This is a genomic window from Bacillus thuringiensis, from assembly GCF_022095615.2.
In the GTDB taxonomy this organism is placed as follows: Bacteria; Bacillota; Bacilli; order Bacillales; family Bacillaceae_G; genus Bacillus_A; species Bacillus_A cereus_AG.
Window position 1 is genome coordinate 2,031,350 of sequence record NZ_CP155559.1, and the last position, 26,840, is coordinate 2,058,189.

Here is a 26,840-nt window from a genome sequence, read left to right on the forward strand (position 1 = left end):
ACCTACCGTTATCAGGGCTAAGATGGTCATTATGACAATTTGGGTGGTACCGCGGAAAAATCCGTCCCTATTTATAGGGGCGGATTTTTGTATTCTTTGAAGGGAGGTGAGTGACCGTGGATGATGACGATGACAACAACAATAACGTAAATAAATATACAATTAATGGAGGGAAATGTAATGGGTCAAATAATGAAGCGTTCACTCACAAAAGAATGTACGGAGCAAAGTGGAAAGGTTGTATTACTTCAAGGATGGGTAAAAAAGATTCGTCATCTAGGTAATGTTAGTTTTTTATTAATAAGGGATCGATCAGGAGTTATGCAATGTGTATTAGAAAATGAGTTAGCTGGGTTTAAAGTAGATGTGGAAAGTGTTGTGCAAGTAGTTGGTCAAATAGTAGAGACTTCGAAAACAGAATTAGGGGTTGAAGTTCTTGCTCATGAAGTGAAAATATTAAATGGCGCAGAACCGCTTCCATTTGAAATAAATAAAAAGAAATTGCAAGTTGGCTTAGATCAACTACTGAATGAGCGGGTATTATCATTAAGACATGAGAGAACCGCGGCGATATTTAAAGTGAAATCTACACTTGTTCAGGGCTTTAGTGAATTTCTAATAGAGAACGATTTCACACGTATATTTACTCCGAAAATTGTTTCACAAGGGGCAGAAGGGGGAGCAAATGTTTTTAAACTTCCATACTTTCAAAAAGAAGCCTATTTAGCACAATCACCACAGTTTTATAAACAGATGATGGTAGCTGGAGGGTTAGAACGTGTTTTTGAAGTTGCACCTGTTTACAGAGCGGAACATCATAATTCTTCCCGTCATTTGAATGAATATATATCGTTAGACGTAGAACTTGGATTTATTCATGATTTTTATGAAGTGATGCAATTAGAAACGGATGTTTTACGATATATGTTTCAACAAGTAGCAAAAAACTGTGAAAAAGAACTACAACTATTACAAATAGAAGTACCTGTTATTACAGAAATACCGAAAATTACATTGTTAGAAGCGCAAGAAATTTTGAAAAATAAATACCGGAAAGAGTCGCCAATTGGGGATTTAGATACAGAAGGTGAAAAGCTACTAGGCAAATATGTGAAGGAAACATATAAGAGTGAGTTAGTTTTCATTACACATTATCCGAAAGAAGCTAGGCCGATGTATACGATGTGGAATAATGAGAATCCGTCTATTACTGATTCGTTCGACTTACTATATAAAGGGTTAGAAATAACATCAGGGGCACAGCGAATTCATGATTATGAAATGTTACTTGCTTCTTTTAAAGAAAAAGGATTACATCCAGATACATTTCAATCTTATTTAAACACTTTCCGATATGGTTGTCCACCGCATGGTGGTTTTGGAATTGGGTTAGAACGAGTTGTATATAAATTTTTAGAATTAACAAACGTACGAGAGGCGAGTGCTTTTCCAAGGGACTGTACAAGACTTATCCCTTAATAATAGGGGAAGGAAATGTATCCGTTGTGCTATTTTATAGTACAACGGATTTTTTAGTTCATAAAATTCAGCACTTTCTCATCAAATTTTAATATAGCCCTTGACAGTTATAAATATAACCGATATACTTCATATTAATTTCAAAAGAAAATATATTCTAAATATTAAAATGTGTTGAATAGGAGTAGTAAGGTCATGTATTTGTACAGAGAGCTATGGGTTGGTGCGACATAGTCAAATGACATCCTGAACTCGCCTAGGAGCAGTAAGGTGGAACGGAATTACATTCTTAGTAAATCTTAACGGTTAACCTTCGATATTAGGTTTGTAATCAAACGATTACTACTAAGGTGGATTCATAATGGAATCAATAAGGGTGGTACCGCGTTAAGTAAATGGCTTAGCGTCTCTTTATATAGAGACGTTGAGCCATTTTTTTTATTTTATGGAAATAGAAATGGAGGGTTTATTTGGATTAGTTTATAAAATTTAATTATTTATATAAAAAGATTTAATTAGGAGGAAAATAAGATGAAACAGACGGAGCAATGGACTTCGAAATTAGGTTTTATAATGGCTGCAGCAGGATCGGCAATAGGACTTGGCGCAATATGGAAGTTTCCTTATATCGCTGGGAAAAGCGGGGGAGGAGCATTCTTTTTAATCTTTATATTATTTACTGTATTAATTGGGTTACCGCTACTTATAGCTGAATTTATGATTGGTCGCAGTACACAGAAACAAGCGGTTGGAGCATTTAAAAGTATCGCGCCGAATACAGGATGGCACTGGATTGGACGACTTGGCGTTGGAACGTGTTTTATATTACTTTCGTTTTATAGCGTTGTAGGTGGTTGGGTATTCATTTATTTATTCAGAGGAGTAACGGGACAACTAATTACACCGGGACAAAATTACGGTGCATTATTTACTGAAACAATTGGAAATCCCGCTTGGGCGATTATGGGACATTTCGCTTTTATGTTTATTACGATTTGGGTTGTATCAAAAGGTGTACAAAACGGAATTGAAAAAGCAAGTAAATATATGTTGCCAGCATTGTTCGTTTTATTTATCGCTCTTATAGTTCGCTCACTAACACTTGATAATGCAATGAAAGGTGTGAAGTTTTTCTTACAACCAGATTTCTCAAAGATTACTTCAGAAAGTATTTTGTTTGCAATGGGCCAATCATTCTTTGCAATTAGTATCGGGATTTCGATTATGGTCACGTATAGTTCCTATTTAAATAAAAAAGAAAGTTTACCAAAATCAGCAATAACAATTGTTGGATTAAATTTATTTGTTTCATTATTTGCGGGTCTTGCTATTTTTCCAGCCGTATTTTCATTAGGAATGGAACCAACAGAAGGGCCTGGATTACTATTTATCGTATTACCATCGGTATTTAGTCAAATTCCATTCGGTGGGTTTTTCTTAACAGTATTTCTTGCATTATTTACATTTGCAACATTAACATCGGCATTTTCTCTACTAGAGACAGTAGTGTCAGCATTAGCAAATGGTGAACAAGAAAAGAGAACGAAATTATCATGGATAATCGGTTTCGGCATTTTCTTAGTAGGTATACCATCCGCGTTATCATTTGGAATATGGAGTGATATTACGATTTTCGGAAAGAATATTTTTGATGCAGTAGACTTCTTATCTAGTAATATATTAATGCCACTTGGAGCACTATTTATTAGTATTTTCGTTTCATTCAAAATGGAAAAGAAGGTGCAAGAAGCAGAGTTTTTTGTAGGTGGAAATTATGGAAAGAAAGTATTTACTTGTTGGGCGTTTTTACTTCGATTTGTAGCGCCACTTGCAATAATCATCGTCTTTTTAAATGTAATAGGGATTATTTAATATAAAGTGTTATAATATTCAGTAAAAAAGAAGGTGATGATTATAAAGGCGAATTTGATGGGAACAGGGAAATACATGAACATTAGAGGGAAAAAGCTATACGTTGAAACGTATGGAAATCTTAAAAATAAACCAGTCCTATACTTGCATGGTGGACCAGGAGAAAGTTGCTATGATTTTTCATTTCATCAAGCGGAACGTTTAAAAGATTCTTTATATGTAATAATGATAGATCAAAGAGGTGTTTGTCGATCAGAAGAAATTACTGAGGACGAAGCTTTTGGATTAAATGATTTGATTGAAGACTGTGAGGAACTAAAAAAAGTATTACAAATTGAGAGGTGGTCTGTAATTGGACATTCTTTCGGTGGATATGTAGCGTTGTTATATGCATCGATATATCCTAGTTCAATAGAAAAAATAATATTTGAAGGGCCAACTTTCGATTTTGCATTAACAAGTAGAGCTTTGTTACAAAAGGCAGGGGATTTATTAAAAAAGTATGGAAAAGAAGAAGTAGCAGAAGAGTCCATCGCTTATTCATCTAGCAATGCGAGTTCAGAAGAGTTGCTAGAAGCTTATATAAGACTAAGCAATGAATTAGAAGAAAATAGAATGGAGATTTACAATTATAAGGAAGATGCGACAGACGAGAGTTTATATAGTGATGAAGAGTGGGAAGTGTTTTCAAATCGTTCCAAAATTCATTTTGATAAATTAAAAGTAGAAGGAGCAGTTCATACTTCATTATTACAAAAAATAAAAGAGATACAAAATCCAATGTTATTAATTGTAGGAAAACATGATGTAGTAACGTGTAAGAAACAAATTGCAACATTTAATAAAGATGCTCGAAACGGAAAATATATCGTATTTGAAGAGAGTGGTCATTCACCTCATTATGAGGAAGCAGATAGATTCGCAGAAACAGTCATGCATTTTTTGAAATGAAGAAAAGGGTGCTTCTATACATGAGAAGCACCCTTTTCTATATTTCTGGATATGTGATTGTAATATTAGGCCATTTGTTTTGCCAATGCTTTTTATTAACTCTAGCGTTGTACATATGTAATCGTTCTTTTGTTTCAAGAAAATGATCTGTTGGTCTCACTTGTAAGGAAAGCACATCTTCAACACCGCATGGGGCCGTTAATATGACGTTGTTTAATTCATCAAGTGTAACTCCTAAAGCCGTTGCTGTTTCAGGAAATTTAGAAATAGCATCAACAGAAGAAGAATATGGTGGCATATTATTCACTACATGCATACGAGCTTGATTCTTTACCGACCAAGGGATCGTAGCATCAATATTCATTAATTTCGTTTCTAATAATTGTTCATATATCTCGTCTTTTTGTAAACCATTATAATAAATTACATCAACATCAGGCATAGTTGTTCTAGCTTCATAGTTATGTAAAGTATCCCAAATTTTAGAACGAACAAATCCGGCGCAAATCCACCAATCAGGTAACTCTAGTGATTTTGCCATTTTTAATACGTTCATCATCCATTCGTCGTTTTCTATTAAGCGAATTATATCTTGCTCTGTTTGTATTGTCATTTGTTATCCCACCTGCTTTTTAATTGAGGACTAATTCATTAGTTTTATAATCCATGTGATCCAGTAAGCACCTGGTATGAATAATAGTTGTGCTAATAACGTACCGAAAAGTCTAGAAATCATTAACCAGCCATACATTTTACTCATTGCTTCAGCACCTTCTTCTGATTGAAGGGCTCGCTCTGTTAAAAGAGCGATACGTGGATCTAGTAGCACTGTTAATAAAATAGTAGCAAAACCATTAATAAGTCCAGAAGCTGTAGTAGCTTTTGTCGCGTAAGCTGGAAGTAAAAAAGAAGCATATAGGGCTGAAAGAACACCAGCTGTATAAATAGCAGTAGCAAACATGTTAATAAGCATAATACGTTTTGGAATACCACCAATGCGTAGTCTATGAATCATTTCTAATTTTGGGAAGCGTACATATTTTTTTGTGTACTTTAATTTTTGAATGTTATTTGTTTTCATCATTCGAATGAAAGAACCGTCTGTTTCAAAGTTTTGAATGACATATCCAAATAGTTTGGTTAAAGTCGGATATAGTATAATCGTAATCAATGTACCGACAGAGGCGGATAATAGAACGAGCCGTATAATATGTTCTAAATTAATGGATGCGTCTCGTTTTGCCTCATCGACAATCCCACCGATCAAAAAGGCTTGTAGCATGTTAGATGTTCTTGAAATAAGTAACACCATGCCTACGACAGACAAAGCAACAGCAATTCTCTTTAAACGCACTCCAGCTAATCGAATACTATAGGAGCTTGTTTCAACCGCGTGAATAACAATTGTGAAAGCCATTATAACAATTAACGTAATTGACATTAGATTCACCAGTTTCTATTAAAATAATTGTAACTTTTTTACTTTATCATATGTATTACACTTTGTAACTGAAAGTATGTGACATAGAAGGAGTAATTTTTTGAAAAGATAAATAATGGTAGTATAGTAAAAGGTAGGCATGAAAAAGCCTTCTATATAATATGTAAAGTAAATAGAAGCGGGGGATTAAATTTGTATACAACATTTCTATTTGATTTAGATGGAACATTGACGGATCTGAAAGAAGGAATTGTATGCATTAAAAAAGATTGGAATTGAAGAATTGCATGTAAGCGAGTTAGATTCATTTATTGGTCCACCCATCCAGCAATCATTCGTAGAAAGATACAATATGAATGAAGGAGAAGTAGAACGAGCTGTTTTTTATTTCAGGGAATATTTAAAGCAGCGTGGATTGTTAGAAAATAATGTGTACGAGGGTATTCCAAATCTTTTGAAACAATTAAAAGATACCGGAAACCGTTTATTTATAGCAACTTCCAAGCCTACTATATTTGCTGCACAAGTTATAGAGCATTTTCAACTAATGAATTATTTCGAAGGTATCATTGGAAGTAATTTAGATGGTACGAGAATAAAAAAAGAAGAAATTATTGCGTATATTTTACAAACAAATGAAGAACTTAATAAAGAAAACATTGTTATGATTGGAGATAGAAAGCACGATATAATAGGTGCAAATCATAATGGAATTGCTTCAATTGGCGTTTTATATGGTTATGGTAGTAAAACAGAATTGACTGAAGTTGGTGCGACTCATATAGTAAATGATGTAAAAGAACTTCATCATTTTTGTGTAGATAATAGTTTGGTAAAGAAGTAAATATAGAGACTAAAAATCCCTTTATAACGTATGACGATGAAATCGTTTTTGTTTAAAGGGATTTTTCATATGTAATCGAATATTTATAATTAGACATTTTTAGCATGAAAAATTTGTATGAATAAGAGGAGGGATGTCAGAATCAAAAGATAAGTAGAAGTTTATCTGTAAAATTTTGAATTTTCCGTTTAAAGGAGGGGTATAATTGGAGCTAGTTATTATATTATTAGCACTTAGTTTACTAATGTTTGTAGCTTATAGAGGGTTTTCTGTTATTTTATTTGCACCGATATTTGCATTATTTGCGGTATTTTTGACAGAGCCTAGTTTTGTATTACCTTTCTTTTCGAATATCTTTATGGAGAAAATGGTAGGTTTTATTAAACTATATTTTCCTGTATTTTTACTTGGGGCAATATTTGGGAAAGTAGTAGAAATGTCAGGAATTGCGGACTCGATTGCAAAGACAATTATAGAGTTAGTTGGTGAAAAACGTACGATATTAGCGATTGTATTAATGGGTGCTATTTTAACGTATAGTGGTGTTAGTGTGTACGTAGTAGTGTTTGCTGTATATCCGTTCGCAGCTAAGTTGTTTCGACAAGCGGATATTCCAAAGCGTTTAATCCCTGGAACAATTGTTCTTGGAGCAGTCACGTTTACAATGGATGCGCTACCTGGATCACCACAAATTCAAAATGTAATACCTACAACATTTTTTAAAACGGACATTTATGCAGCGCCGATACTTGGTATTGTAGGGGCAATTTTTGTACTCACGTTAGGTTTACTATATTTAGAGCGTAGACGTAAGAAGGCGAAGGCAGCAGGAGAAGGGTATTTTGGTTTTAACGATGGGAATACTGAAATGGCAGCCTCTTTGCAAGTGCAAGTAGAACAAAAAGATATGCCAATGCTTAAAGGTATTGAAATTACAAGAGTTCAGCAAGTGATTGCTTTTATACCACTTATTTTAGTAGGTGTAATGAATAAAGTTTTTACTATTATGATACCGAAATGGTATCCGAATGGTTTTGATTTTTCTGCAATTGGTATGAAAGCATTTGGAAAAGTAGAATTAAGTGCAGTAGTTGGAATCTGGTCAGTAGAATTGGCACTTATTATAGGTATTGTAACAACGTTATTATTATATTGGAAACGAGTAGTAACAGGATTTCAAGCTGGATTGAATACAAGTATTGGTGGAGCGTTACTTGCAACGATGAATACAGGAGCTGAGTTTGGATTCGGTGGTGTCATCGCAGCACTTCCAGGATTCGCGATTATGAGAGATGGTATTTCTGCCACATTCACAAATCCTCTAGTGAATGGAGCAGTAACGACGAATATTTTAGCCGGTATTACAGGCTCTGCATCAGGAGGAATGGGAATTGTTTTAAGTGCAATGGGAGATAAGTTTATTGCAGCGGCCAATCAATTTGATATTCCATTAGAAGTAATGCATCGTATCGTGTCAATGGCATCGGGAGGAATGGATACATTACCACATAATGGGGCTATTATTACTATCCTTACAGTAACTGGATTAACTCATAAACAATCTTATAAAGATATATTTGCTATCACAGTATTGAAAACGCTTGCTGTATTTTTGGTTATTGCATTCTATACTTTAACAGGAATTTATTAAAATTAGGTACGATATGAATTAAATAGATTTATTAAATAGATATTTTATAGACTAAAACATTAATTAGGGTAAGAAGGGGTGGAGTACTTGCAAGAAGTTGCTGAGTTTCGTATGCCGAAGTCTGTGTTATATGGGAGAAATTCGCTTGAAAAATTGGGGGAACAATCCAAGAAGCTGGGAAAAAGAGCGTTTATAGTTACTGATACAATTATGGAGAATTTAGGATATGTTGAGAGGTGTATACAACAATTAAATACGAAAGGTATTACTGTTATTACATATAATAAAGTAAATGCTGAGCCTACCAATATGCACGTGTTAGAAGCGTTATCAATTTGTAAAGAAGGAAAGTGTGATTTTATTATCGGTATTGGTGGTGGAAGTTGTATTGATGCCGCAAAAGCAGTTGCCGTGTTATATACAAATGGTGGAGAAGTGGAAGATTATGTCCAAAAGGATATGGAAATAGACAATGATCCGCTACCACTAATTGCAATCCCGACAACTTCTGGTACTGGATCGGAAGTAACAAGTGTAGCAGTAATTACGAATAAGCGAACAGATGTAAAAATGATGATGAAGCATCCAAGTTTTACCCCACAAGTAGCAATTATTGACCCAATTTTAACACGTTCTGTACCACCTCATATTACGGCTGCAACAGGGATAGATGCATTATGTCATGCGGTCGAAGCATATATTTCTAAAGTTTCACAATCACTTACAGATGTACTTGCTCTTTCCGCTATTGAAAGTATTATGAAATATTTACGTATTGCATATGAAGATGGAGAGAATATGGAGGCAAGAGAGGCGATGATGATTGCGTCCTTACAAGCTGGAATAGCATTTTCAAATGCATCTGTTACGCTCGTTCATGGAATGTCTAGGCCAGTAGGAGCGTTATTTCATGTACCACATGGTATATCGAATGCAATACTATTACCTACAGTGTTGGAGTTTACGAAAGAAAGAGCGGTGAAAAGATTAGCAAAAATTGGACGTAGTTTAAATAAAGATTTATATTCGAATTCTGATGAAGAAGCAGCTGACTACACGCTGGATGAAATCAAAAAACTTTGTTCTGATCTTCGTATTCCAAATTTAAAAGAATACGGAATTGGGGAAATTGAATTTGAAACAGCTATTTCTAAAATGGCATCAGATGCAATTGAAAGTGGAAGTCCAGCAAATAATCCACGTGTACCATCATATGATGAAATTAAACAGTTGTATCGAGAATGTTTTCATTATCAATATGAAGATTCAATAAAAACATTTGAAGGTTAATTTCAGAATATTCTTATAAAATTTCCTTGGAAATAGTTAAAACAAGACTTTATATTTCAAACGTAAAGTCTTGTTTTATTGTGTATAATATACATAATAAAATGTTGTGATTCACTTAAAAAATAGTGTAAGGTAGGTGTTGGTTTTAATGAAAACAATAGGTTTAATTGGTGGTATGAGTTGGGAATCAACTACTGAATATTATCGAATCATAAATGAAGAAATAAAAGAGAGATTAGGGGGGTTACATTCAGCAAAATGTATGATTTATAGTGTGGACTTTGAAGAGATTGAACGATTCCAGTCTAGCGGAGATTGGAATGGAGCAGGAGAAGTATTAGGGAATGCAGCATATTCGTTACAGAGTGGGGGAGCAGAGTTTATAATTATTTGCACAAATACAATGCACAAAGTAGTTGAGAAAATAAAGGAAAATATTCATATTCCAGTCTTACATATCGCTGATGCAACTGCGAAAGAAATTAAAAGGAAAGATATTCAAAAGGTTGGTTTACTTGGAACTAAATATACAATGGAGCAAGACTTTTATAAATTACGCATAGAAGAGAATCATATAAAAGTAATGGTTCCATCAGAAAAAGCTAGAGATAAGATAAATGAAGTAATATATACAGAATTATGTTTAGGAAAGATAACATCTCAATCTAGAGAGTATTATAAAAGAGTTGTAGAAGAGTTAGTACAACAAGGGGCACAAGGAATTATATTAGGCTGTACAGAAATAGGATTATTAATAAAGCAGGAAGACGTATGCATTCCGATATTTGACACAACTCATATACATGCAGTTGAAGCAGTTAATTTCGCTTTACGAAATAGAATATAATTATATTATGTAACCTAATTCATGTTTGTGGAAAACATTCTGAAAATATTTTATAATGTAAGTGGTTACATTTAAGGGGGAATGCGTATGTTTTCAGTTCAGCCAATCGCATTTGTACATAATGAAAGAAAGGAAATAAAAGATGATGAGTGGGGAGAAGTAAGATCCTATATTACTTTAACTGAAATGTATACAGAGGAAAGTATACAAGGGATTGAAGATTTTTCTCATATTGAAGTTATTTTTTATTTTCATAAAGTAACTGATGAACAAATTCAATATTTTGCTAGACATCCTAGAAATAATAATGATTATCCTAAAGTAGGCATTTTTGCACAACGCGGGAAAAATCGTCCGAATCGCATAGGAGCAACAATTGTAAAGGTAATCAAAAGAGAAGGAAAATCAATTATTGTTGAGGGGTTAGATGCCATTGATGGCACACCTATATTGGATATAAAGCCGATAATGAAAGAGTTTATGCCGAAAGAAGCAATTCTACAGCCTAAATGGGCAACAGATATAATGAGACAGTATTGGAAGGGGAATGGAGTAAAATGAGAATATATGAAGCAACAATTGCAGATTTAGATGGACTAGCATCAGTTTTTAATAACTATCGTATGTTTTATAGACAAGATTCCGATATAGAAGGAGCAAAAGTATTTTTACGAAATCGAATTGAGAGAAAAGAATCCGTTATTTTTGTGGCAGTTGAAGACGGTGAATATATTGGATTCACACAATTATATCCATCATTTTCTTCCATTTCGATGAAAGAATTATGGATTTTAAATGATTTATTTGTACAAGCAACTAAGCGCGGAGCAGGAACAGGTAAAAAATTATTAGAAGCTGCTAAAGAATTTGCATTAGAAAATGGTGCAAAAGGTGTAAAATTACAAACAGAGATTGATAATTTATCAGCACAGCGATTATATGCTGAAAATGGTTATTTGAGAGATAATCGTTATTTCCATTATGAATTAACATTTTAAAAAAATATAAGATTAAAAAAGACTTTTTCATTGTGAAAACGTCTTTTTTAATTTGTATTATAGTTGTTTTAGAACCCAATTTGTGGCATCTTCAAAGTTCTCTGCAATGTAGTTTGGTTCAATATGAGCCCATTTGTCTCGGTGTGTATGTAAAGCATCATATCCAGCGCCTGTTCGTACTAAAATCGTTGTCGCGTTTACTTTTGCTCCTGCAACGATATCAGTCCAGCGATCACCAACTACAGCACATTGTGTTAAATCAAGCCCATGTTTTTCCGCTGCTTGCAGAAGCATACCTGTACTTGGTTTCCGGCATTCACAACCATCACCATGTTTATGAGGACATACGTAAATATCATCAAAACCGAAGCCTTTTAATTCTTGTGAAAAATCGGCTATAGTCGCTATTCCATCCGCAATACCTGGTTGATTTGTGAAAGAGAAAATTTTTATATTATTAGCTTTTAGTTTTTGTAAGGATGTTTTTGTAAAAGGAAATAATGTAAATGCTCCTGGATAATGTATAGTAGTGTCGCCGCCAATTGTACCGTCACGATCAATGAAAATTGCTTTAATGTTTGTCATATTTATAGTCCTTTCAATTAAAAAGTAGTTTAAAAATGTTTTACAAATCGATAACCATTTACTTCATATCCTAATTTTTTGTAAAAAGGATGAGCTTCTACTCTTTTTGTTCCACTAACTAGCCATGTGCCAATGCAATTATGCTTCTTTGCTAATTGCTCTGCATAATCCATTAATACTTGTCCAATGCCTTTTCGTCGTATTGTAGAATCAACGCTAATAATTGAAATTTCTCCATACCGAGTTACATCTTCTAAATTTTCACGTATACGAAACCCAAGTAATCCACATATAGTTTCTTCTTCCTCATAAACATATAAAAAATCAAAAGGACTCATTTGTACGAATTGCAACCGGTTGTTCATATCTTCATAAGAAATAGAGGAACCTTTTAATTCTGTGGTTAAAGAACAAAGTGCATCTATATCGTCTATCGTAGCTTCACGAATTTGAAAAGACATATTATCCACTCCAATAAAATGTAATCAAACATTAAGTATTCTGTTAAAAAATATTTATTCCTGCTATGAAAATAAATATTTTATAATGATATATAGATAGTTATATGTTATTCTTTTCCTTGTTTGTATTGGGAATGGAAAGAAGGGGAATGTATGTTAGAAGTAAATATCTGCTCTGCTGGATATGAAATAGGAGAAAAAACAATTTATGATATCGCTTTTTCTATTGAAAAAGGTGAATTAGTTGCTCTTATTGGTGCAAATGGTGCCGGGAAAAGTACGACGATTAAAACGATGCTCGGTTTACTTGTAAATATGAATGGTGAAATATCATTCGGTGAAAAAAAGAACCCATATGCATATGTGCCGGAGCATCCGACATATTATGATTATTTAACGCTTTGGGAACATATTGAACTATTAATGGCTGCTCGTGAGAATGAGATAGGAAGCTGGGAAAGGAAAGCGGAAGAATTATTACATATGTTTCGAATGGATAAACATAAACATGAGTATTTATCAAAGTTTTCAAAAGGAATGAAACAAAAATCGATGCTCATTTTGGCGTTTTTAACTGAACCAGATTTTTATATCATTGATGAACCTTTTATCGGCTTAGATCCAGTAGCTACGAAAGAGTTTTTAAGTTATTTATATAAAGAGAAAGAACGTGGGGCAGGAATTTTACTTTGTACGCACGTATTAGATACAGCTGAAAGAATTTGTGAGAGATTTTTACTCATTTCACAGGGTACATTAGTCGCAGATGGACATTTAGAATCTATCCAAACGTTAGCGGAAATGCCAGGGAGTTCACTATTAGACTGTTTTGATGTAATCGTAAGGCGTGAACAGCATGATTAAACAACAATTTTATAAAAGATTGCGTCATGAACTGAGACGTAAATGGAAGTCCATACGTTCTATAACTGACTGGACAGTTGCGCTATATATTATAATTCCAGCACTTATATTTATGGGGATTTATTATCGCTCGCTATGGATAGAAGAATTATCGATGGGAGAGACAGTTTATTTCGGGTTAGGTCTATTCGCATTTTATATGATTACATATTCGAGAGGAGTTCGTTCATTTTTTGAACAAGCGGATAGTTTATTTTTAATTTCGTATCCCGCTCACATGCAAAAGTTAATCCAGTATGGTATGACATATACGTTTATTCGAATAGCGATAACGAATGTAGTGGTAGTAGTTTCTATGTTACCAGTGTTGATGAAAAGTATTGGAGTGACGAAGGTACAAATCGTATTATTTTGGCTATTCTTTACTGCATTTCGATTTATGATGTCGTTATTAACGAGATTTATTCATGTACGTGTGGGGAAACGCTGGCTACTATGGATAATAAAAAATGTAATATTTTCTATAAGTCTATCCTTTTTTGGATTGAGCCTGTTTCTTATTTATAAAAATCCATTCTATTCTATACTATGTATTGGACTAGCAGCTTTTCTAATTCTCGTATTGATAAAAGAAAAACTAAACTATAAAAATTGCTTTTTTAAAGAAGTTGAGAAAGAGAAAGAAGAAAGTATGCGCTGGACGAGTGGGATTATGCAAGTTGGTGGTCATGCGTCGAAACCGAGTAGTTCGAATAAAAAACCGTGGATGTTTCCTCGTTCTAAAAAGTTTTTAGGGAAGAAAACTGATTCTCGTATTGTTGAATCCTTTTTAAAAGAATTTTTCCGTACAAGTAGTGCGCGAATATTTTATATTCAAATTGTATGTATAAGCACTGTAAGTATTATTATGAGTCCAAGGTGGATTGCAGCTATTATTCTTGTATTTGCTTTAGTTGCAATTTCTCGCTATGCACGTGATTATTGGAATGAATTTACGAAAAAAATGTTTCTTCATTTATATTGTGCTGAAGGAAAATTACTACTGTTAAGATGGAAGGCAAATCGCTATTTATTGCTTCCAGTAATACTTTTGTATGGAATAGTTATATTTTCTCATTTTTATTTATTAGCAGCTGTGGTCAGCGGCGTTGTTTTTATTTTATTAATTGTGTGGATTGTATTTTTACCATTAAAAAAGAGCCAATGACGGCTCTTTTTCTAATCTGTCACACATTGATAAATAAAATATACTAAAACGAGTATACTTGCGGCGGAATACAAGACATCTAAAGTCATCTGGTTGCCTCCTCATTGTTGTTGTATTTTTATTGTATGAAACCTTACAATTTCATATTCAAGTGAAAAATATGTGAACGTTAACAAAATTGTAAAGTGCAAAAATTACAATCATTTTGTATAATAGAAGAAACAACCGTTATATAAAATATAATGAGTGAAAGGGAGGGAACATAGATGCCAAATTGGTTTAGAAAAACCTTAGTCGCATTAATTACCGTATTTACATTTGGTTTAGTGACGCCTCCTTCCATATTGCTTGATAATGCCAAAGCTGCGGACAAGCCTACGAGTACAGCTGGGCAACAAAATTTGGAGAGTACGTCCTATACATATGAAGAAACGAATGACAGGTTAACCACCGATACTTTTATTACTTATGCAATGCTAGAAGCAGAGAAGCAGTCGATGCAAAAGTTTGGAACTAAAATTGGTCCAGTAATCGAAGATGAGTTTAAAGATGTAATATTACCGAAAATTGAAGAGGCAATTGCTGAGCTTGCCAATGATGTACCAGAAGATTCGCTGCAATCATTAGCGATTTCTCAAAGACCAGCTGGTGGAAATAACGAAAAGATTTTTCACGTTTATGACACGAAATCAGGAAATGATTTATTACGATTTCATGTAAGACGAGATCATCCACCGCAAGATGGTTATTATTTTAATTTCCACTATCATCGATTTGATGATGGGTACTCAGGACACCATGAGCTAGGAAATATTTATTGGAATACGAATGTACCGCCGAAATGGCTTTCTTAAAAAGAACAAGAGAAAATCTTGTTCTTTTTTATGCTTATAGAAGGGTAAGACAACTATGTTGTTGAATAAGATAGGTTTAGAAAAAAGAAGCAAAGGGAGAATGGGAATGCAAAAATATATTGTTTTTGACTTTGATGGCACATTAGTAGATTCACAAAATATATTTGTACCAATTTATAATCAACTTGCTGAAAAGCATGGATATAAAACCGTAAGAGAAGAAGAAATTGAGTATTTACGTAAATTAACGATGCCGGAGAGATGTAAACAACTCGATGTACCACTGTATAAACTACCTATATTAGCATTGGAGTTTTATAAATTGTATCAACCTGCTATAAAAGATCTCATTTTGTTCCATGGGATGAAGGATGTATTAGATGAACTACATAAGAAAGGCTACGGAATCGCAGTCATATCATCGAACTCGGAAGAGCATATTCGAGCATTTTTACACAATAATGATATAGAAAATATTCAAGAAGTGTATTGTTCAAAAAATTTGTTCGGGAAAGATAAAATGATAAAACGGTTTTTAAAATCTAAAAAGATAACAGAGAAAGATATGTTATATGTTGGTGACGAACAGCGAGACGTAGCAGCATGTAAAAAAGCTGGGGTGAATGTAATTTGGGTATCTTGGGGATATGATGTTATTGAAACAGTGAAAAAAGATGCACCGGATTATATGGTCAATACACCGATGGAAATTGTGCAAGTAGTGCAAGGGGCGTATTCTTAATATGCATACACTTCGAGCAGGTATTGATCATATTGAATTTTGAGTAGCAAATTTAGAGGAATCCATTTCTTTTTACGATATTTTATTTTCCATAATTGGATGGGGAAAGTTAAAGGAAGTATCTTATAGTACAGGAGAAAGCGAAATATACTTTAAAGAAGTAGACGAAGAAATCGTAAGAACGTTAGGGCCTAAATAACAAGCTATTAATAGAGAAGTAGCGTATACACCAAATGTAGAAATGTAAGGGGAATAAAAATGAAAACAGTTACAGCATGGCAAAACAATATACAAATAATAAAAGATGCAGCAAATATTGAAGAAATTTCTAAAGGTTTCTCTCCTGATAAGAAATATGTAATTACGAATGCGAATAAAGAAAAATATTTATTGCGGACAGGCGATATAAAAGAGTATGAAAGAAAGAAAATAGAGTTTCAAATTTTAAATGAAATGCAAAACCGTAGTGTGCAAGCGCAAAAGCCAATTGAAATGGGTTTGTTGGCAGAAGAAGGTTTATGTTATGGGATTTTTTCATATTTAGAAGGGGAAGATGCGAAGAAGCTATTGCCTACGTATTCACCAAAAGAACAATATGAGATTGGTATAGAGGCAGGAAAAGATTTAGCAAAAATGCATACATATGAAGCTCCTGATGATATTCTACCATGGTATGAAAGAGCAATGAAAAAACATCAAAAATATGTAGAGGCATATAAAACATGTGGAATAAAAATAAAAAATGATGATAAAATCATAAAGTTTATAGATGAAAATGAAATATATTTAAAGAACCGCCCAAATCGATTTCAACATGATGATTTTCATTTAGAAAATATAATTGTGCGAGATGGGAAATATGTAGGTGTTGTTGATTTTAATGGCTATGACTGGGGCGATCCACTTCATGATTTCGTAAAAATTGCACTGTTTGCAAGGGACATTAGTATTCCGTATTCAATTGGACAAATAGAAGGATACTTTAGTGGGAGCATACCAGAGGAGTTCTGGAAATTATATGCGGTGTACGTTGGCATGACAGTATTCTCATCAGTTGTCTGGTCATTACGAGCAGCACCACATATGTTAGATGATACGTTAGAACGTCTTACTATCGTTTTAGAGGACCATAAAAACTTTGAGTTATTAAAGCCAACCTGGTTTCAACCAGAAAAGATTGATATGAAATAGAAAAGGTAGGTGTGATTCACATCTACCTTTATTTTTTTACCATTCTTCGTTTTGAAGCAGTTGTAATGCTAATTTTAAATCTATATCTTCTTGTATATGTTCCGGAGTCCACGGGATATGTATATGCGGTTGTATACCAATTCCGGACATTCCTTCGCCTTTATCTATAATGGAAAGCCGTGAAGTAGGATAGTAAAGAGCGAATGTATCAGCCCATTCCATTACCGCTAAATTTGAATAATCATTTAAACCAGCAGTAGGACGACCTATTACTTTTACTTTCAATGATTTTTTTGCAACTTCTACAAAAGAATCACCAGAACTTCCACATGTAACATCTGTTAATATAACTACTCTATTAGGTGATTTGCTTCCGTGTATTTTTAATGATTGAAGTTCTGTTGGTAACTCAGAAGTATCAAATGTAACGAATCCTTTTTTATAATTCCTTTTTAAATCTTGAATAAATATATCAGTGAATAATTTGGAAAGTTCGTCTAAAGAATCATAATCTTCCATTTCGATGTCTTTCATACGTAAATGAAAGTTTCGTTCTGTATGATTCAATTGCATTGTATCTGAAGAATCTAAAAGAGAGATCTCTTTGTCTTCAAATAAGTAAGGAAGTAATTTGAAAAATGCATCATCACTTCCACCACGATTCAAACGCACATCAATAATTAAGTTTGGAAAAGAATTGAGCTCATTTTTGTGTGAGTCTAATAATTTATTAATAGCTTCAGTATTTGCAAAATCAGTCAAAGTAAGTAAGAGTGTGTCTTTATTATGCTGTTTAAATGAATAAATAGGCGTGTATTCATTTTGTTTATACTGTTGTAAAGTAATGGTTTCGGTTACGCCGTCTTCATCTATAAGTGTACAAGTTGATGATTGTAATAAAACAAAATCCCATTTTTCACGTTCATATGTATTCGCATTTAAATACTTACTATATTTTATTAATAACTCAGGAATTTTCATATTATCTAATGCCAGAATAGACTGCCCTTTTTTCACTCTTATTTCTTGTGAAGTGGATGTAATATATAGGCGGTCTTCGTACCTTTTCACTTGGAAGCCAACACTGTTAAGAGGTTGATTGTTAGTGAGAATTTTGAAAAACATATGATTATCTTTAAAGTCTAGTAAGTAATCACGTACAATTTCAGTAAATTGTATTGGTGTTAGTTTTCCGAGTTTCTCTAGTTTCGCAACTGTTTGTAAATAAGTAGCAGGATCGTCCCATCCTTTCTTATCTATACAGCCTGAATAATCGTGATGAGTAATTGAAACAATTTCTTTGAAAATTCCTGTATACACGGCTTTTCCTCCTGATAATTTAATTAGTTGAATAATAGAATTCTGTATCCTTTCCGTATTATCCTTTATTTGGATGGAGATTGTAATGAAAAATAGAGGGAAGTGTTATCATCCCTCTATTAAAAATTCATTTAACTTTCTTAAAAACAAGTGGCTGAGTACTTAGCGTAGCTGGCACATGTAACTGAAGGGATAGAAATTCACCACTCACACTCATTTCATAAGCGAATAATAAGCTCATTTTCATTCGGAATAAGTCAACTTTTGCAGAGAAGATGTCGTAATGATGATGCGTTAATTGAATGTCCATCTCCATAAATTGTACAAATAATGAATCATCTCGTTTGTATACTTGTAATGTTCCGTATGCAGGGTGTTCGAAAGTACCAGTATAATCCTCTAATTTATGAGAAGGTGTAGTCCCTTTAATTTGTTCTGGAATGGATTCAGTTGCTTCTTTCATCATTTCTTTCATTTTTTCACTATCTTCTACAGCACGTTTATGCCAGTCGATGGACTCTAATCCGAGTAGTTCGTCGTAAATTTGGTTTGCTAGATAAATAGGAAGTAATGTACCTCCAGCATTCGTTAATATGACAAGACCTACATTTTCATTTGGCATAAATGAAACAAACGCTGAAAATCCATCGATATTACCACCGTGATGAATCATTTTATAACCACGATAAGCGCTAATAAACCAACCAAGCCCATAACTATTTAATGGCGATTCAGGAAGTGATAAAGCTGGTTGATCTGGAATTGAATTGTGTGGTGTATACATTTGTTGTAATAATTCTGGAGAAATTAATTCATGATCTCCAAACTTTCCTTGTTTTAAGTGAAGAAGGACCCAATTTGCCATATCTTCAATTGTAGAATTGATACAACCAGCAGCGCCAACCGTATCGATGTTGCGGAATGGAACTTCTTTTATTTCACCGTCATTTTCGATGTAAGGTAAAGCATAATCATTTGTAGTTTGTGAATCTGTAACAGAGAAGTTTGTATGCCTCATATTTAAAGGTTCTAAAATATGTTCTGTAGCATATTGTTCCCACGTTTGATTCGTGATGTTTTCTACAATATAGCTAATTGTCGCATACATTAAGTTGTTATATAGAAATGCTGTGCGGAACGGTGCATCAAGTGGTAAATGTTTTATTTTTTCAACGAGATCTTTTCGAGATAAGGAAGAGCTGTACCAAAGAGCATCATGACGACTTACCCCAGTACGATGAGAAGCTAAATCTCGTCCTGTAACTTGTGAGCTAGCAAGTAGTTCAGATAAAGAGAAGTTAGGTATATAAGACTGAACAGGAGTATCCCAATTAAACTTTTTTTGCTGTGCTAACAAACTTAATGAAAGTGTGCCAAAAGCTTTCGTTGAGGAACCGATTGCAAATCGAGTACTCGGTGTAACCTCGTCTTTTGTCTCTAGATTTCGATAGCCAAATCCTTCTGAAATAATGACTTCACCGTCTTTTATAACAGCCACAGCAGCTCCAGGAACATTTAAATCCTTCATCATTTTTTCAACTGTCGTTTGTAAAGAATTCATAACAGGCGTTTCAATTTTAGACATACATCTAACCTCCAACTATAAATTTTTCCCTACCGCACTATACTTTCGGTAATAGAAAATGAAAACCTTTTTAAATGTGGAAAGTTAATAATTTTGTAAGAATGAATGAAATTATTATTTATTTAGAATTTTATTTTTATTATAATTAATTTAAATTAAGATTTAGAAAAGATGGTGAAGAAGTATGCTAACAATAAAGAAACTGCTTTGCGATAATAAAAAAAATCCGATTGGTATAGATTCAAAAGTTGTTAAAATGAGTTGGATACTTGAGTCGAGTAACCGAAATGTAAAACAACTTGCTTATCAATTGCAGGTTGCGAAGGATAGAGATTTTGAGATTATAATGTTTGATTCGCAAAAAGTAGAAACAGATCAAAGTTTACATATACCAATCAATTCATTTTCATACAGAGCAGAAACGCGTTATTTTTACCGGATAAAGGTATGGGATAATTACGGAGAAGAATCACCTTGGTCAGAAGTAGCATTTTGGGAGACTGGGTTACAAGGGCAAGATAATTGGAGTGGAAACTGGATCGCTGTGAAAAAAGAACGAGCGCAAGTTATGTCCTTTAATAAAAATTTTACTATTAAAAAAGTAGTTAAAAAAGCGCGTTTATATATCACAAGTTTAGGATTATACGAGGCTTCTATAAATGGAGAGCGTATTGGAGATTGTTATTTTACCCCTGGATGGACAAGTTATGATAAGAGGGTACTGTATCAAACGTATGATATAACGCATTTATTAAAGGGTGAGCACAATACTATTTCGGTTCTGGTAGGTAATGGCTGGTATAAGGGGCCACTTACCATGCATCATGTACGTAATTATTACGGTAGAAGACGTATGATAATTGCTCAAGTGCATATAACGTATGAAGATGGAACGAAAGAAAAAATTGTAACAGACGAAGCATGGAAGGTAACTCCAAGCCCAATTTTGTATTCAGAAATTTATGAAGGGGAGGTTTACGACGCTAGGCTAGAAGAAAGTGGGCAAGGGCTAGAAGGTGTTGAAGTAATTGAGCATTCCAAACAAATAATTGTTGCGCAAGAAAACGAAGCGATTCGTAAAATGAAAATTATTAAACCGATTTCTATTTCAAAACTACCGAATCACGAATGGCTCATTGATATGGGGCAAAATATGGTAGGTTGGGTTCAATTTACAGTCCGTCATGTTTATATTGGCCAAAAGATAGAATTGCATCATGCTGAAATCTTGAATAAAGACGGTAGTTTTTACACCCGAAATCTCCGAAAGGCAAAACAAAAAATAGTGTATATAGCAAAAGGAGAAGAAGAGGAAACGTTTGAACCTCACTTTACATATCAAGGCTTTAGGTATGTGAAAATAAGTGGATTAACCCAGCCGCCTCAAATAGCAGATTTTGAAGGGATTGTATTACATACGGATATGGAAAAAGCAACTGAATTTGAAACGTCTAATCCATTAATCAATCAACTTCATCATAATGTGGAATGGTCTCAAAGAGGGAACTTTTTTGATGTGCCAACAGATTGTCCGCAGCGAGATGATCGACTTGGATGGACCGGAGATGCACAAATGTTCATTGGGACAGCTACGCAAATTATGAATGTACAATTGTTCTTTAAAAAGTGGCTCCAAGATTTATCATTAGATCAAAATGTTAATGGAGCTGTGCCTTTAGTCATTCCAGATGCTTTTGGGAAAAGAGCGGATTTTGATGTACATACTTCTGGTGGTTGGGGCGATGCAGCAATTATATGTCCGTGGGTTCATTATTTACATTACGGAGATGTATCGATTTTAAAAGAACAATATGACAGCATGAAGAAGTATATAGATTACATACGTTCACAAGGTGAGAACGAGTATTTATGGGATACAGGCTATCATTTAGGGGATTGGCTCGCATTAGATACGAAACCAGATGTATATGAAGGCGGAACAGACAAGCATTTTATTGCGACAGCTTATTATGCGTATTCTACATCACTTTTACGAAGGATTGCTGAAATTTTAGGTGAAAATACAGATGCTAAGTTTTATGCAGAGTTACATGGGAATATTGTTCAAGCATTTCAAAATGAATTCGTTACACCAAATGGTAGGTTAATTTCAAATACACAAACAGCCCACATATTAGTACTTCTTTTTGAACTAGTGAAAGATGATGTGAAGGCGAAAGTATTTAATCGCTTAATTGAGTTATTAAAAGAAAATAAAAATCATTTAACAACAGGTTTTATAGGAACACCGTATTTGAATTTAATATTAAGCAAGTTTGACCGGCATGACCTTGCTTGTAATCTTCTATTTTATGAAGATTATCCATCATGGCTATACCAAGTGAAAAAAGGTGCCACAACGATTTGGGAACATTGGGATGGCGTGAAAGAGGATGGAACACTTTGGAATGATAGTATGAATTCTTATAATCATTACGCATATGGCTCTATTGTTGAATGGATATACCGATATATTATTGGATTAGAAATGGATGAGACAAAACCTGCATATAAACATTTTTATGTACAACCACATTTTGATTCGAATATAGAATGGGTTAAAGTAAAACGTGAGACAGCTTATGGAGAAATTAAGATTGAGTGGCGGGTAGAAAAGGAACAAGCCTTTTTACATATTTCTGTACCACCTAATACAAGCGCTACATTACGGATAGACGAAACAAATTGGAAAGTAGAATATGACGTTGGAAGGGATTTAGGGTCAGGCGATTATAAATTTACATTTTGTAAAAATATATTGAAGTAGAATTCTGTTTATATAGAAATATTTTTTATTCATTAGGATTATTTAATTCACTGTTTTTCATGTTATGATAAATTTCATATAAGATTGAAAGAAGGTTTTACTACATATGAAACATGCTGAATATGAATACTTAAATTTATGCCGCCATGTAATGGAGCATGGTACGAAGAAAGAAGATCGTACAGGGACAGGCACTGTATCTGTATTTGGATATCAAATGCGTTTTGATCTAAGTAAAGGTTTTCCTTTATTAACGACAAAGAGAGTGCCGTTTCGCCTTGTAGCAAGTGAACTGCTTTGGTTTATGAAAGGTGATACAAATATTCGTTATTTATTGCAGCATAATAATAATATTTGGAATGAATGGGCGTTTAAGAGCTGGGTAGAAAGCGATGAGTATACTGGTCCCGATATGACTGATTTCGGTCTTCGCTCACAACAAGATGAGGAATTTAAAGTGCAGTACGATGAGCAAATGGAATTGTTTAAAAAGAACGTTTTAGAAAATGATGATTTCTCGAATAAATATGGTTATTTAGGAGATGTATACGGAAAGCAGTGGCGTGCCTGGAAAACGACGGCTGGTGAGACGCTTGATCAATTAAAAGATGTAATTGAAATGATTAAAAAAACGCCAGACTCCCGTCGCCTAATTGTTTCTGCCTGGAATCCTGAAGATGTACCAAGTATGGCATTACCACCTTGTCATACGCTATTCCAGTTTTATGTAGCGGACGGCAAACTTTCTTGTCAGTTATATCAAAGAAGTGGTGACATATTCCTTGGAATTCCATTTAACATTGCAAGTTACTCTTTACTAACACATTTAATTGCACATGAATGTGGTCTTGAAGTGGGAGAATTTGTTCATACAATTGGAGATGCACACATTTATACGAATCATTTTGAACAAGTAGAAAAGCAATTGGCACGTGAACCACGTCCATTCCCGAAACTTACATTAAATCCAGATGTGAAATCTGTGTTTGATTTTGAAATGGAAGATTTAACGATTGAAGGATATGATCCACACCCAGCAATTAAAGCACCGGTTGCAGTATAATTGTAGAGGAGATGAAAAAATGATTGTTTCATTTATGGTCGCAATGGACGAGAATAGAGTAATTGGCAAAGATAATAATTTACCTTGGCGTTTACCAAGTGAATTGCAGTATGTAAAGAAAACAACGATGGGCCATTCACTTATTATGGGCAGAAAGAACTACGAAGCGATTGGTAGACCACTGCCTGGAAGACGTAATATTATTGTAACTCGTAATGAAGGGTATCATGTTGAAGGTTGTGAAGTAGCACATTCTGTAGAAGAAGTGTTTGAATTATGCAAAAATGAAGAGGAGATTTTTATTTTTGGTGGAGCGCAAATTTATGACCTCTTTTTACCTTACGTAGACAAGTTATATATAACAAAAATCCATCATGCATTTGAAGGAGATACATTCTTCCCAGAAATGGATATGACAAATTGGAAAGAAGTTTTTGTTGAAAAAGGTTTAACGGATGAAAAGAATCCGTATACGTACTATTATCATGTATATGAGAAGCAACAATAATAATAAGGATTGATGTGGTATTCACATCAATCTTTTTATTTGTATTCATTAATATAAGTTTATAGATGATATTCAATAGTGCTATAATGAAATCTAGCATGTAAAAATGCTAAAATTTTCAAAAGTATTCCTATAGAAAGAGGAGGAGAATCGATTGAGAAAGATATGGGGGATTCTTTTTCTTTGCTTAACGTTCATGTTAGTTGGATGCGGTAAAGAAGAAAAACCACAAGAAGCGTTTGATACATATACAAAAGCATGGAATAAACAAAAATTTGCAGATATGTATGATCAATTGTCAGAAAAGGCAAAAAAAGATATTTCAAAGAAAGAATTCACTGAGAAATATGAAAAGATTTATTCTGGTATTGAAGTGAAAGATTTAAAAGTAGAAACAGGGGAAGTAAAAGAAGATAAAAAAGATGAAGGTCCTGTTCCTTTTAAAGTAAGCATGGACACAGTTGGTGGTAAAATCACTTTTGGTTATGAAGCAAAAATGGTGAAAGAAAAAGATGGAGATAAAGAATCTTGGAAAATAGATTGGACTCCTGACTTTATATTCCCAGGTATGACGAAAGATAGTAAAGTACGTATGCAAACGACACAACCAAAACGTGGTGAAATATACGATCGTAATGGAAAAGGTCTTGCAACGAATGGGAAAGCTTCTGAAATCGGATTGGTTCCTGAAAATTTAGGCGATGCTGCTCCGCAAACGAAAGAAACAGTAGCCAAGTTGTTAAATATGACTGTAGAAGAAATTGATCAAAAATTAGCTGCTAAATGGGTAAAACCAGGATATCTCGTACCAATTGGGATTTTACCTGAAGGAGCAACGCAAAATACGTACATTGATTTACCAGGTGTTGCAACAAAACCAGTAAATGTTCGTTCATATCCGTTAGGAGAAGCAGCAGCACATCTTACCGGTTATATTGGAAAAGTGAATGCTGAAGATTTAAAAACGCTTCAAAAGAAAGGCTATCAAGCTGATGATCCAGTCGGTAAAGCTGGTTTAGAGCAAGTGTTAGAGGAAAAGCTACGTGGTAAAAAAGGTGGACGTGTCTTTCTAGAAGATGCACAAGGAAAAGAAATTAAAAACTTGGCAAAAACAGATGCTGTTGATGGAGAAAATGTAACTTTAACGATTGATAGTGCTGTTCAAGATAAAATTTATAATGAAATGAAGGGAGAAGCTGGTTCAAGTGCAGCAATTAATCCGAAAAGTGGAGAAACAATTGCGCTTGTAAGTAGTCCAGCATATGATCCTAATATAATTGCGCGAGGGACATCGAAGGCACAACGTGAAGCTTGGAATAATGATCCGAAAAAACCGATGACAAATCGCTTTACTCAATTATCAGTACCAGGTTCTGTATTTAAACCAATTACAGCTGCAATTGGTCTTGAAACAAAAACGATTGATCCAAAAGAAGAGTTGAAAATTGAAGGATTGAAATGGACAAAAGATTCTTCTTGGGGTAATTATTATGTAACGCGTGTAAAAGATGCAAATCCGATTGATTTTGATAAGGCGATGAAATATTCTGATAATATTTATTTCGCACAAGAAGCTTTGAAAATCGGAAAAGATAAATTTATGAGCGAAGCGAAAAAATTCGGATTCGATGAGAAATTACCAATTGAATATGGATTCCCAGCTTCTAAAATCGCAAATGACGGTATTAAAAATGATATTCAAATGGCAGATACAGGTTATGGACAAGGACAAGTGTTAATGACGCCACTCCATCTAGCATTAACGTATGCACCAATTGTTAATGATGGAAACATACCTTCTCCATATATTATTAAAACAGATAAGCAACCAAAAGTTTGGAAAGAGAATGTAATTTCAAAAGGCAATCAGGATATATTAAAGACTGCTATGACGAAAGTAATTAATGATCCGGATGGTACAGGGAAAATTGCTAAGATTGATGGAATGACTCTTGCTGGAAAAACAGGTACAGCGGAATTAAAAGTATCTAAAGAAGCCGAAGGAAAAGAACTAGGCTGGTTCGCTGCATTTGATTTGAATTCGTCAGATATGGTCATTACAATGATGATTGAAGATGTAAAAGGTAGAGGTGGAAGTAACATTCCAGCTGAAAAAGTAAAACATGTTTTTCAAAAATAATATGTAATAAAGTAAAACTTTAATCAGTGGAGTTCATCCACTGATTGTTAATGGAAGCAATCGGGATTTAACGTGCAGTTAATGCGGGATAAAAGGCTATCTCTATCATTTGTAGAGATAGCCTTTTTGTATGAAAATCTCTAAATATCTGTATACTGAATTTTAAAGAAACAAAATAAA

General features: G+C 33.9%; 23 protein-coding genes, 2 pseudogenes and 2 other annotated features (1 of these 27 cut by a window edge). Of the genes and pseudogenes, 19 read left to right on the forward strand and 6 right to left on the reverse strand.

Features of this window, described 5'->3' with window-relative positions; translation table 11 throughout:
- Nucleotides 1-72: a binding site (T-box leader), on the forward strand (it extends 140 nt beyond the left edge of the window).
- A gap of 108 nt (nt 73-180) precedes the next feature.
- From aspS to KZZ19_RS10490, 3 genes are all read left to right on the forward strand, one after another.
- The gene (aspS, locus tag KZZ19_RS10480; protein ID WP_237981012.1) at nt 181-1,479 is read left to right on the forward strand and encodes an aspartate--tRNA(Asn) ligase; all 1,299 of its coding nucleotides are present in this window, start codon (nt 181-183) and stop codon (nt 1,477-1,479) included.
- A 165-nt stretch (nt 1,480-1,644) separates the two neighbouring features.
- Nucleotides 1,645-1,893, forward strand: a binding site (T-box leader).
- Nucleotides 1,894-2,010: 117 nt separating this feature from the next.
- Nucleotides 2,011-3,351, forward strand: a complete 1,341-nt coding sequence (locus tag KZZ19_RS10485; protein WP_088096265.1) for a sodium-dependent transporter — start codon at nt 2,011-2,013, stop codon at nt 3,349-3,351.
- A gap of 36 nt (nt 3,352-3,387) precedes the next feature.
- Nucleotides 3,388-4,302 carry an alpha/beta fold hydrolase gene (locus KZZ19_RS10490; protein WP_098342597.1) on the forward strand — a complete coding sequence of 305 codons (915 nt, stop codon included), beginning with the start codon at nt 3,388-3,390 and terminating at the stop codon, nt 4,300-4,302.
- A 37-nt stretch (nt 4,303-4,339) separates the two neighbouring features.
- Here KZZ19_RS10490 and KZZ19_RS10495 read toward each other — a convergent pair whose 3' ends face one another.
- Together KZZ19_RS10495 and KZZ19_RS10500 are read right to left on the reverse strand one after the other, a co-directional pair.
- On the reverse strand, nt 4,340-4,915 hold the full coding sequence (locus KZZ19_RS10495) for a nucleotidyltransferase family protein (RefSeq protein WP_098342596.1): 576 nt from the start codon (nt 4,913-4,915) through the stop codon (nt 4,340-4,342).
- Between the two features lie 30 nt (nt 4,916-4,945).
- Nucleotides 4,946-5,743, reverse strand: a complete 798-nt coding sequence (locus KZZ19_RS10500) for a lipid II flippase Amj family protein (protein WP_088096268.1) — start codon at nt 5,741-5,743, stop codon at nt 4,946-4,948.
- A 192-nt stretch (nt 5,744-5,935) separates the two neighbouring features.
- On the opposite strand from KZZ19_RS10500, the pseudogene KZZ19_RS10505 reads away from it, so the two are divergent.
- The 6 genes and pseudogenes from KZZ19_RS10505 to KZZ19_RS10530 all read left to right on the forward strand — a co-directional run bounded on the left by KZZ19_RS10505 (nt 5,936) and on the right by KZZ19_RS10530 (nt 11,373).
- A pseudogene (locus KZZ19_RS10505) lies at nt 5,936-6,587 on the forward strand (HAD family hydrolase).
- A gap of 205 nt (nt 6,588-6,792) precedes the next feature.
- Nucleotides 6,793-8,238, forward strand: coding sequence for a GntP family permease (locus KZZ19_RS10510; protein WP_088096269.1), 1,446 nt, complete (start codon nt 6,793-6,795; stop codon nt 8,236-8,238).
- Nucleotides 8,239-8,325: 87 nt separating this feature from the next.
- On the forward strand, nt 8,326-9,528 hold the full coding sequence (gene eutG, locus KZZ19_RS10515; RefSeq protein WP_088096270.1) for an alcohol dehydrogenase EutG: 1,203 nt from the start codon (nt 8,326-8,328) through the stop codon (nt 9,526-9,528).
- 148 nt (nt 9,529-9,676) lie between these two features.
- Nucleotides 9,677-10,375: an aspartate/glutamate racemase family protein gene (locus tag KZZ19_RS10520; protein ID WP_088096271.1), complete on the forward strand. Its 699-nt coding sequence runs from the start codon at nt 9,677-9,679 to the stop codon at nt 10,373-10,375.
- Nucleotides 10,376-10,462: 87 nt separating this feature from the next.
- Complete coding sequence (locus KZZ19_RS10525) at nt 10,463-10,936, forward strand: SAM-dependent methyltransferase (RefSeq protein WP_237981013.1); 474 nt, start codon at nt 10,463-10,465, stop codon at nt 10,934-10,936.
- Nucleotides 10,933-11,373: a GNAT family N-acetyltransferase gene (locus KZZ19_RS10530; RefSeq protein WP_073518498.1), complete on the forward strand. Its 441-nt coding sequence runs from the start codon at nt 10,933-10,935 to the stop codon at nt 11,371-11,373. The genes KZZ19_RS10525 and KZZ19_RS10530 overlap by 4 nt, the downstream gene beginning before the upstream one ends.
- A gap of 57 nt (nt 11,374-11,430) precedes the next feature.
- On the opposite strand, the gene KZZ19_RS10535 is transcribed toward KZZ19_RS10530, so the two are convergent.
- Nucleotides 11,431-11,958: an HAD-IIIA family hydrolase gene (locus tag KZZ19_RS10535; protein ID WP_237981014.1), complete on the reverse strand. Its 528-nt coding sequence runs from the start codon at nt 11,956-11,958 to the stop codon at nt 11,431-11,433.
- Nucleotides 11,959-11,987: 29 nt separating this feature from the next.
- Entirely contained in the window at nt 11,988-12,419 is a 432-nt protein-coding gene (locus KZZ19_RS10540) for a GNAT family N-acetyltransferase (RefSeq protein WP_088096274.1), read from the reverse strand.
- A 153-nt stretch (nt 12,420-12,572) separates the two neighbouring features.
- Here KZZ19_RS10540 and KZZ19_RS10545 point away from each other — a divergent pair, with 153 nt between their 5' ends.
- From KZZ19_RS10545 to KZZ19_RS10570, 6 genes and pseudogenes are all read left to right on the forward strand, one after another.
- Nucleotides 12,573-13,283: an ABC transporter ATP-binding protein gene (locus KZZ19_RS10545; protein ID WP_098342594.1), complete on the forward strand. Its 711-nt coding sequence runs from the start codon at nt 12,573-12,575 to the stop codon at nt 13,281-13,283.
- Nucleotides 13,276-14,490, forward strand: a complete 1,215-nt coding sequence (locus KZZ19_RS10550; protein ID WP_237981015.1) for an ABC transporter permease — start codon at nt 13,276-13,278, stop codon at nt 14,488-14,490. The genes KZZ19_RS10545 and KZZ19_RS10550 overlap by 8 nt, the downstream gene beginning before the upstream one ends.
- Before the next feature lie 266 nt (nt 14,491-14,756).
- Nucleotides 14,757-15,344: a YpjP family protein gene (locus KZZ19_RS10555; RefSeq protein WP_001134411.1), complete on the forward strand. Its 588-nt coding sequence runs from the start codon at nt 14,757-14,759 to the stop codon at nt 15,342-15,344.
- Nucleotides 15,345-15,450: 106 nt separating this feature from the next.
- Entirely contained in the window at nt 15,451-16,086 is a 636-nt protein-coding gene (locus KZZ19_RS10560; RefSeq protein ID WP_001174998.1) for an HAD family hydrolase, read from the forward strand.
- A gap of 1 nt (nt 16,087) precedes the next feature.
- Nucleotides 16,088-16,282, forward strand: a pseudogene (locus KZZ19_RS10565) (VOC family protein); the annotation flags it as partial.
- Nucleotides 16,283-16,344: 62 nt separating this feature from the next.
- Nucleotides 16,345-17,277: an aminoglycoside phosphotransferase family protein gene (locus KZZ19_RS10570; RefSeq protein ID WP_237981016.1), complete on the forward strand. Its 933-nt coding sequence runs from the start codon at nt 16,345-16,347 to the stop codon at nt 17,275-17,277.
- Nucleotides 17,278-17,313: 36 nt separating this feature from the next.
- On the opposite strand, the gene KZZ19_RS10575 is transcribed toward KZZ19_RS10570, so the two are convergent.
- Together KZZ19_RS10575 and KZZ19_RS10580 are read right to left on the reverse strand one after the other, a co-directional pair.
- Nucleotides 17,314-18,597, reverse strand: coding sequence for a S41 family peptidase (locus tag KZZ19_RS10575; protein WP_098342592.1), 1,284 nt, complete (start codon nt 18,595-18,597; stop codon nt 17,314-17,316).
- 127 nt (nt 18,598-18,724) lie between these two features.
- Nucleotides 18,725-20,182: a serine hydrolase gene (locus KZZ19_RS10580; RefSeq protein WP_237981017.1), complete on the reverse strand. Its 1,458-nt coding sequence runs from the start codon at nt 20,180-20,182 to the stop codon at nt 18,725-18,727.
- 184 nt (nt 20,183-20,366) lie between these two features.
- Between KZZ19_RS10580 and KZZ19_RS10585 the strand changes: the two genes are divergently transcribed.
- The 4 genes from KZZ19_RS10585 to pbpC all read left to right on the forward strand — a co-directional run bounded on the left by KZZ19_RS10585 (nt 20,367) and on the right by pbpC (nt 26,660).
- Nucleotides 20,367-22,949, forward strand: coding sequence for an alpha-L-rhamnosidase (locus tag KZZ19_RS10585; RefSeq protein ID WP_237981018.1), 2,583 nt, complete (start codon nt 20,367-20,369; stop codon nt 22,947-22,949).
- Between the two features lie 106 nt (nt 22,950-23,055).
- Nucleotides 23,056-24,012 (forward strand): thymidylate synthase, encoded by a 957-nt coding sequence (locus KZZ19_RS10590; protein ID WP_088096281.1) that lies wholly within the window; start codon nt 23,056-23,058, stop codon nt 24,010-24,012.
- Between the two features lie 19 nt (nt 24,013-24,031).
- Nucleotides 24,032-24,520 (forward strand): dihydrofolate reductase, encoded by a 489-nt coding sequence (locus KZZ19_RS10595; protein WP_000637214.1) that lies wholly within the window; start codon nt 24,032-24,034, stop codon nt 24,518-24,520.
- 154 nt (nt 24,521-24,674) lie between these two features.
- Nucleotides 24,675-26,660: a penicillin-binding protein 3 gene (gene pbpC / locus KZZ19_RS10600; RefSeq protein WP_237981019.1), complete on the forward strand. Its 1,986-nt coding sequence runs from the start codon at nt 24,675-24,677 to the stop codon at nt 26,658-26,660.
- Nucleotides 26,661-26,840: the final 180 nt, after the last annotated feature.

Coding starts and splice junctions, on each gene's coding strand:
- aspS (WP_237981012.1), top strand. CDS start 181: ATGGGTCAAATAATGAAGCGTTCACTCACAAAAGAATGTACGGAGCAA.
- KZZ19_RS10485 (WP_088096265.1), top strand. CDS start 2,011: ATGAAACAGACGGAGCAATGGACTTCGAAATTAGGTTTTATAATGGCT.
- KZZ19_RS10490 (WP_098342597.1), top strand. CDS start 3,388: ATGATTATAAAGGCGAATTTGATGGGAACAGGGAAATACATGAACATT.
- KZZ19_RS10495 (WP_098342596.1), bottom strand. CDS start 4,915: ATGACAATACAAACAGAGCAAGATATAATTCGCTTAATAGAAAACGAC.
- KZZ19_RS10500 (WP_088096268.1), bottom strand. CDS start 5,743: ATGTCAATTACGTTAATTGTTATAATGGCTTTCACAATTGTTATTCAC.
- KZZ19_RS10520 (WP_088096271.1), top strand. CDS start 9,677: ATGAAAACAATAGGTTTAATTGGTGGTATGAGTTGGGAATCAACTACT.
- KZZ19_RS10525 (WP_237981013.1), top strand. CDS start 10,463: ATGTTTTCAGTTCAGCCAATCGCATTTGTACATAATGAAAGAAAGGAA.
- KZZ19_RS10530 (WP_073518498.1), top strand. CDS start 10,933: ATGAGAATATATGAAGCAACAATTGCAGATTTAGATGGACTAGCATCA.
- KZZ19_RS10535 (WP_237981014.1), bottom strand. CDS start 11,958: ATGACAAACATTAAAGCAATTTTCATTGATCGTGACGGTACAATTGGC.
- KZZ19_RS10540 (WP_088096274.1), bottom strand. CDS start 12,419: ATGTCTTTTCAAATTCGTGAAGCTACGATAGACGATATAGATGCACTT.
- KZZ19_RS10545 (WP_098342594.1), top strand. CDS start 12,573: ATGTTAGAAGTAAATATCTGCTCTGCTGGATATGAAATAGGAGAAAAA.
- KZZ19_RS10550 (WP_237981015.1), top strand. CDS start 13,276: ATGATTAAACAACAATTTTATAAAAGATTGCGTCATGAACTGAGACGT.
- KZZ19_RS10555 (WP_001134411.1), top strand. CDS start 14,757: ATGCCAAATTGGTTTAGAAAAACCTTAGTCGCATTAATTACCGTATTT.
- KZZ19_RS10560 (WP_001174998.1), top strand. CDS start 15,451: ATGCAAAAATATATTGTTTTTGACTTTGATGGCACATTAGTAGATTCA.
- KZZ19_RS10570 (WP_237981016.1), top strand. CDS start 16,345: ATGAAAACAGTTACAGCATGGCAAAACAATATACAAATAATAAAAGAT.
- KZZ19_RS10580 (WP_237981017.1), bottom strand. CDS start 20,182: ATGTCTAAAATTGAAACGCCTGTTATGAATTCTTTACAAACGACAGTT.
- KZZ19_RS10585 (WP_237981018.1), top strand. CDS start 20,367: ATGCTAACAATAAAGAAACTGCTTTGCGATAATAAAAAAAATCCGATT.
- KZZ19_RS10590 (WP_088096281.1), top strand. CDS start 23,056: ATGAAACATGCTGAATATGAATACTTAAATTTATGCCGCCATGTAATG.
- KZZ19_RS10595 (WP_000637214.1), top strand. CDS start 24,032: ATGATTGTTTCATTTATGGTCGCAATGGACGAGAATAGAGTAATTGGC.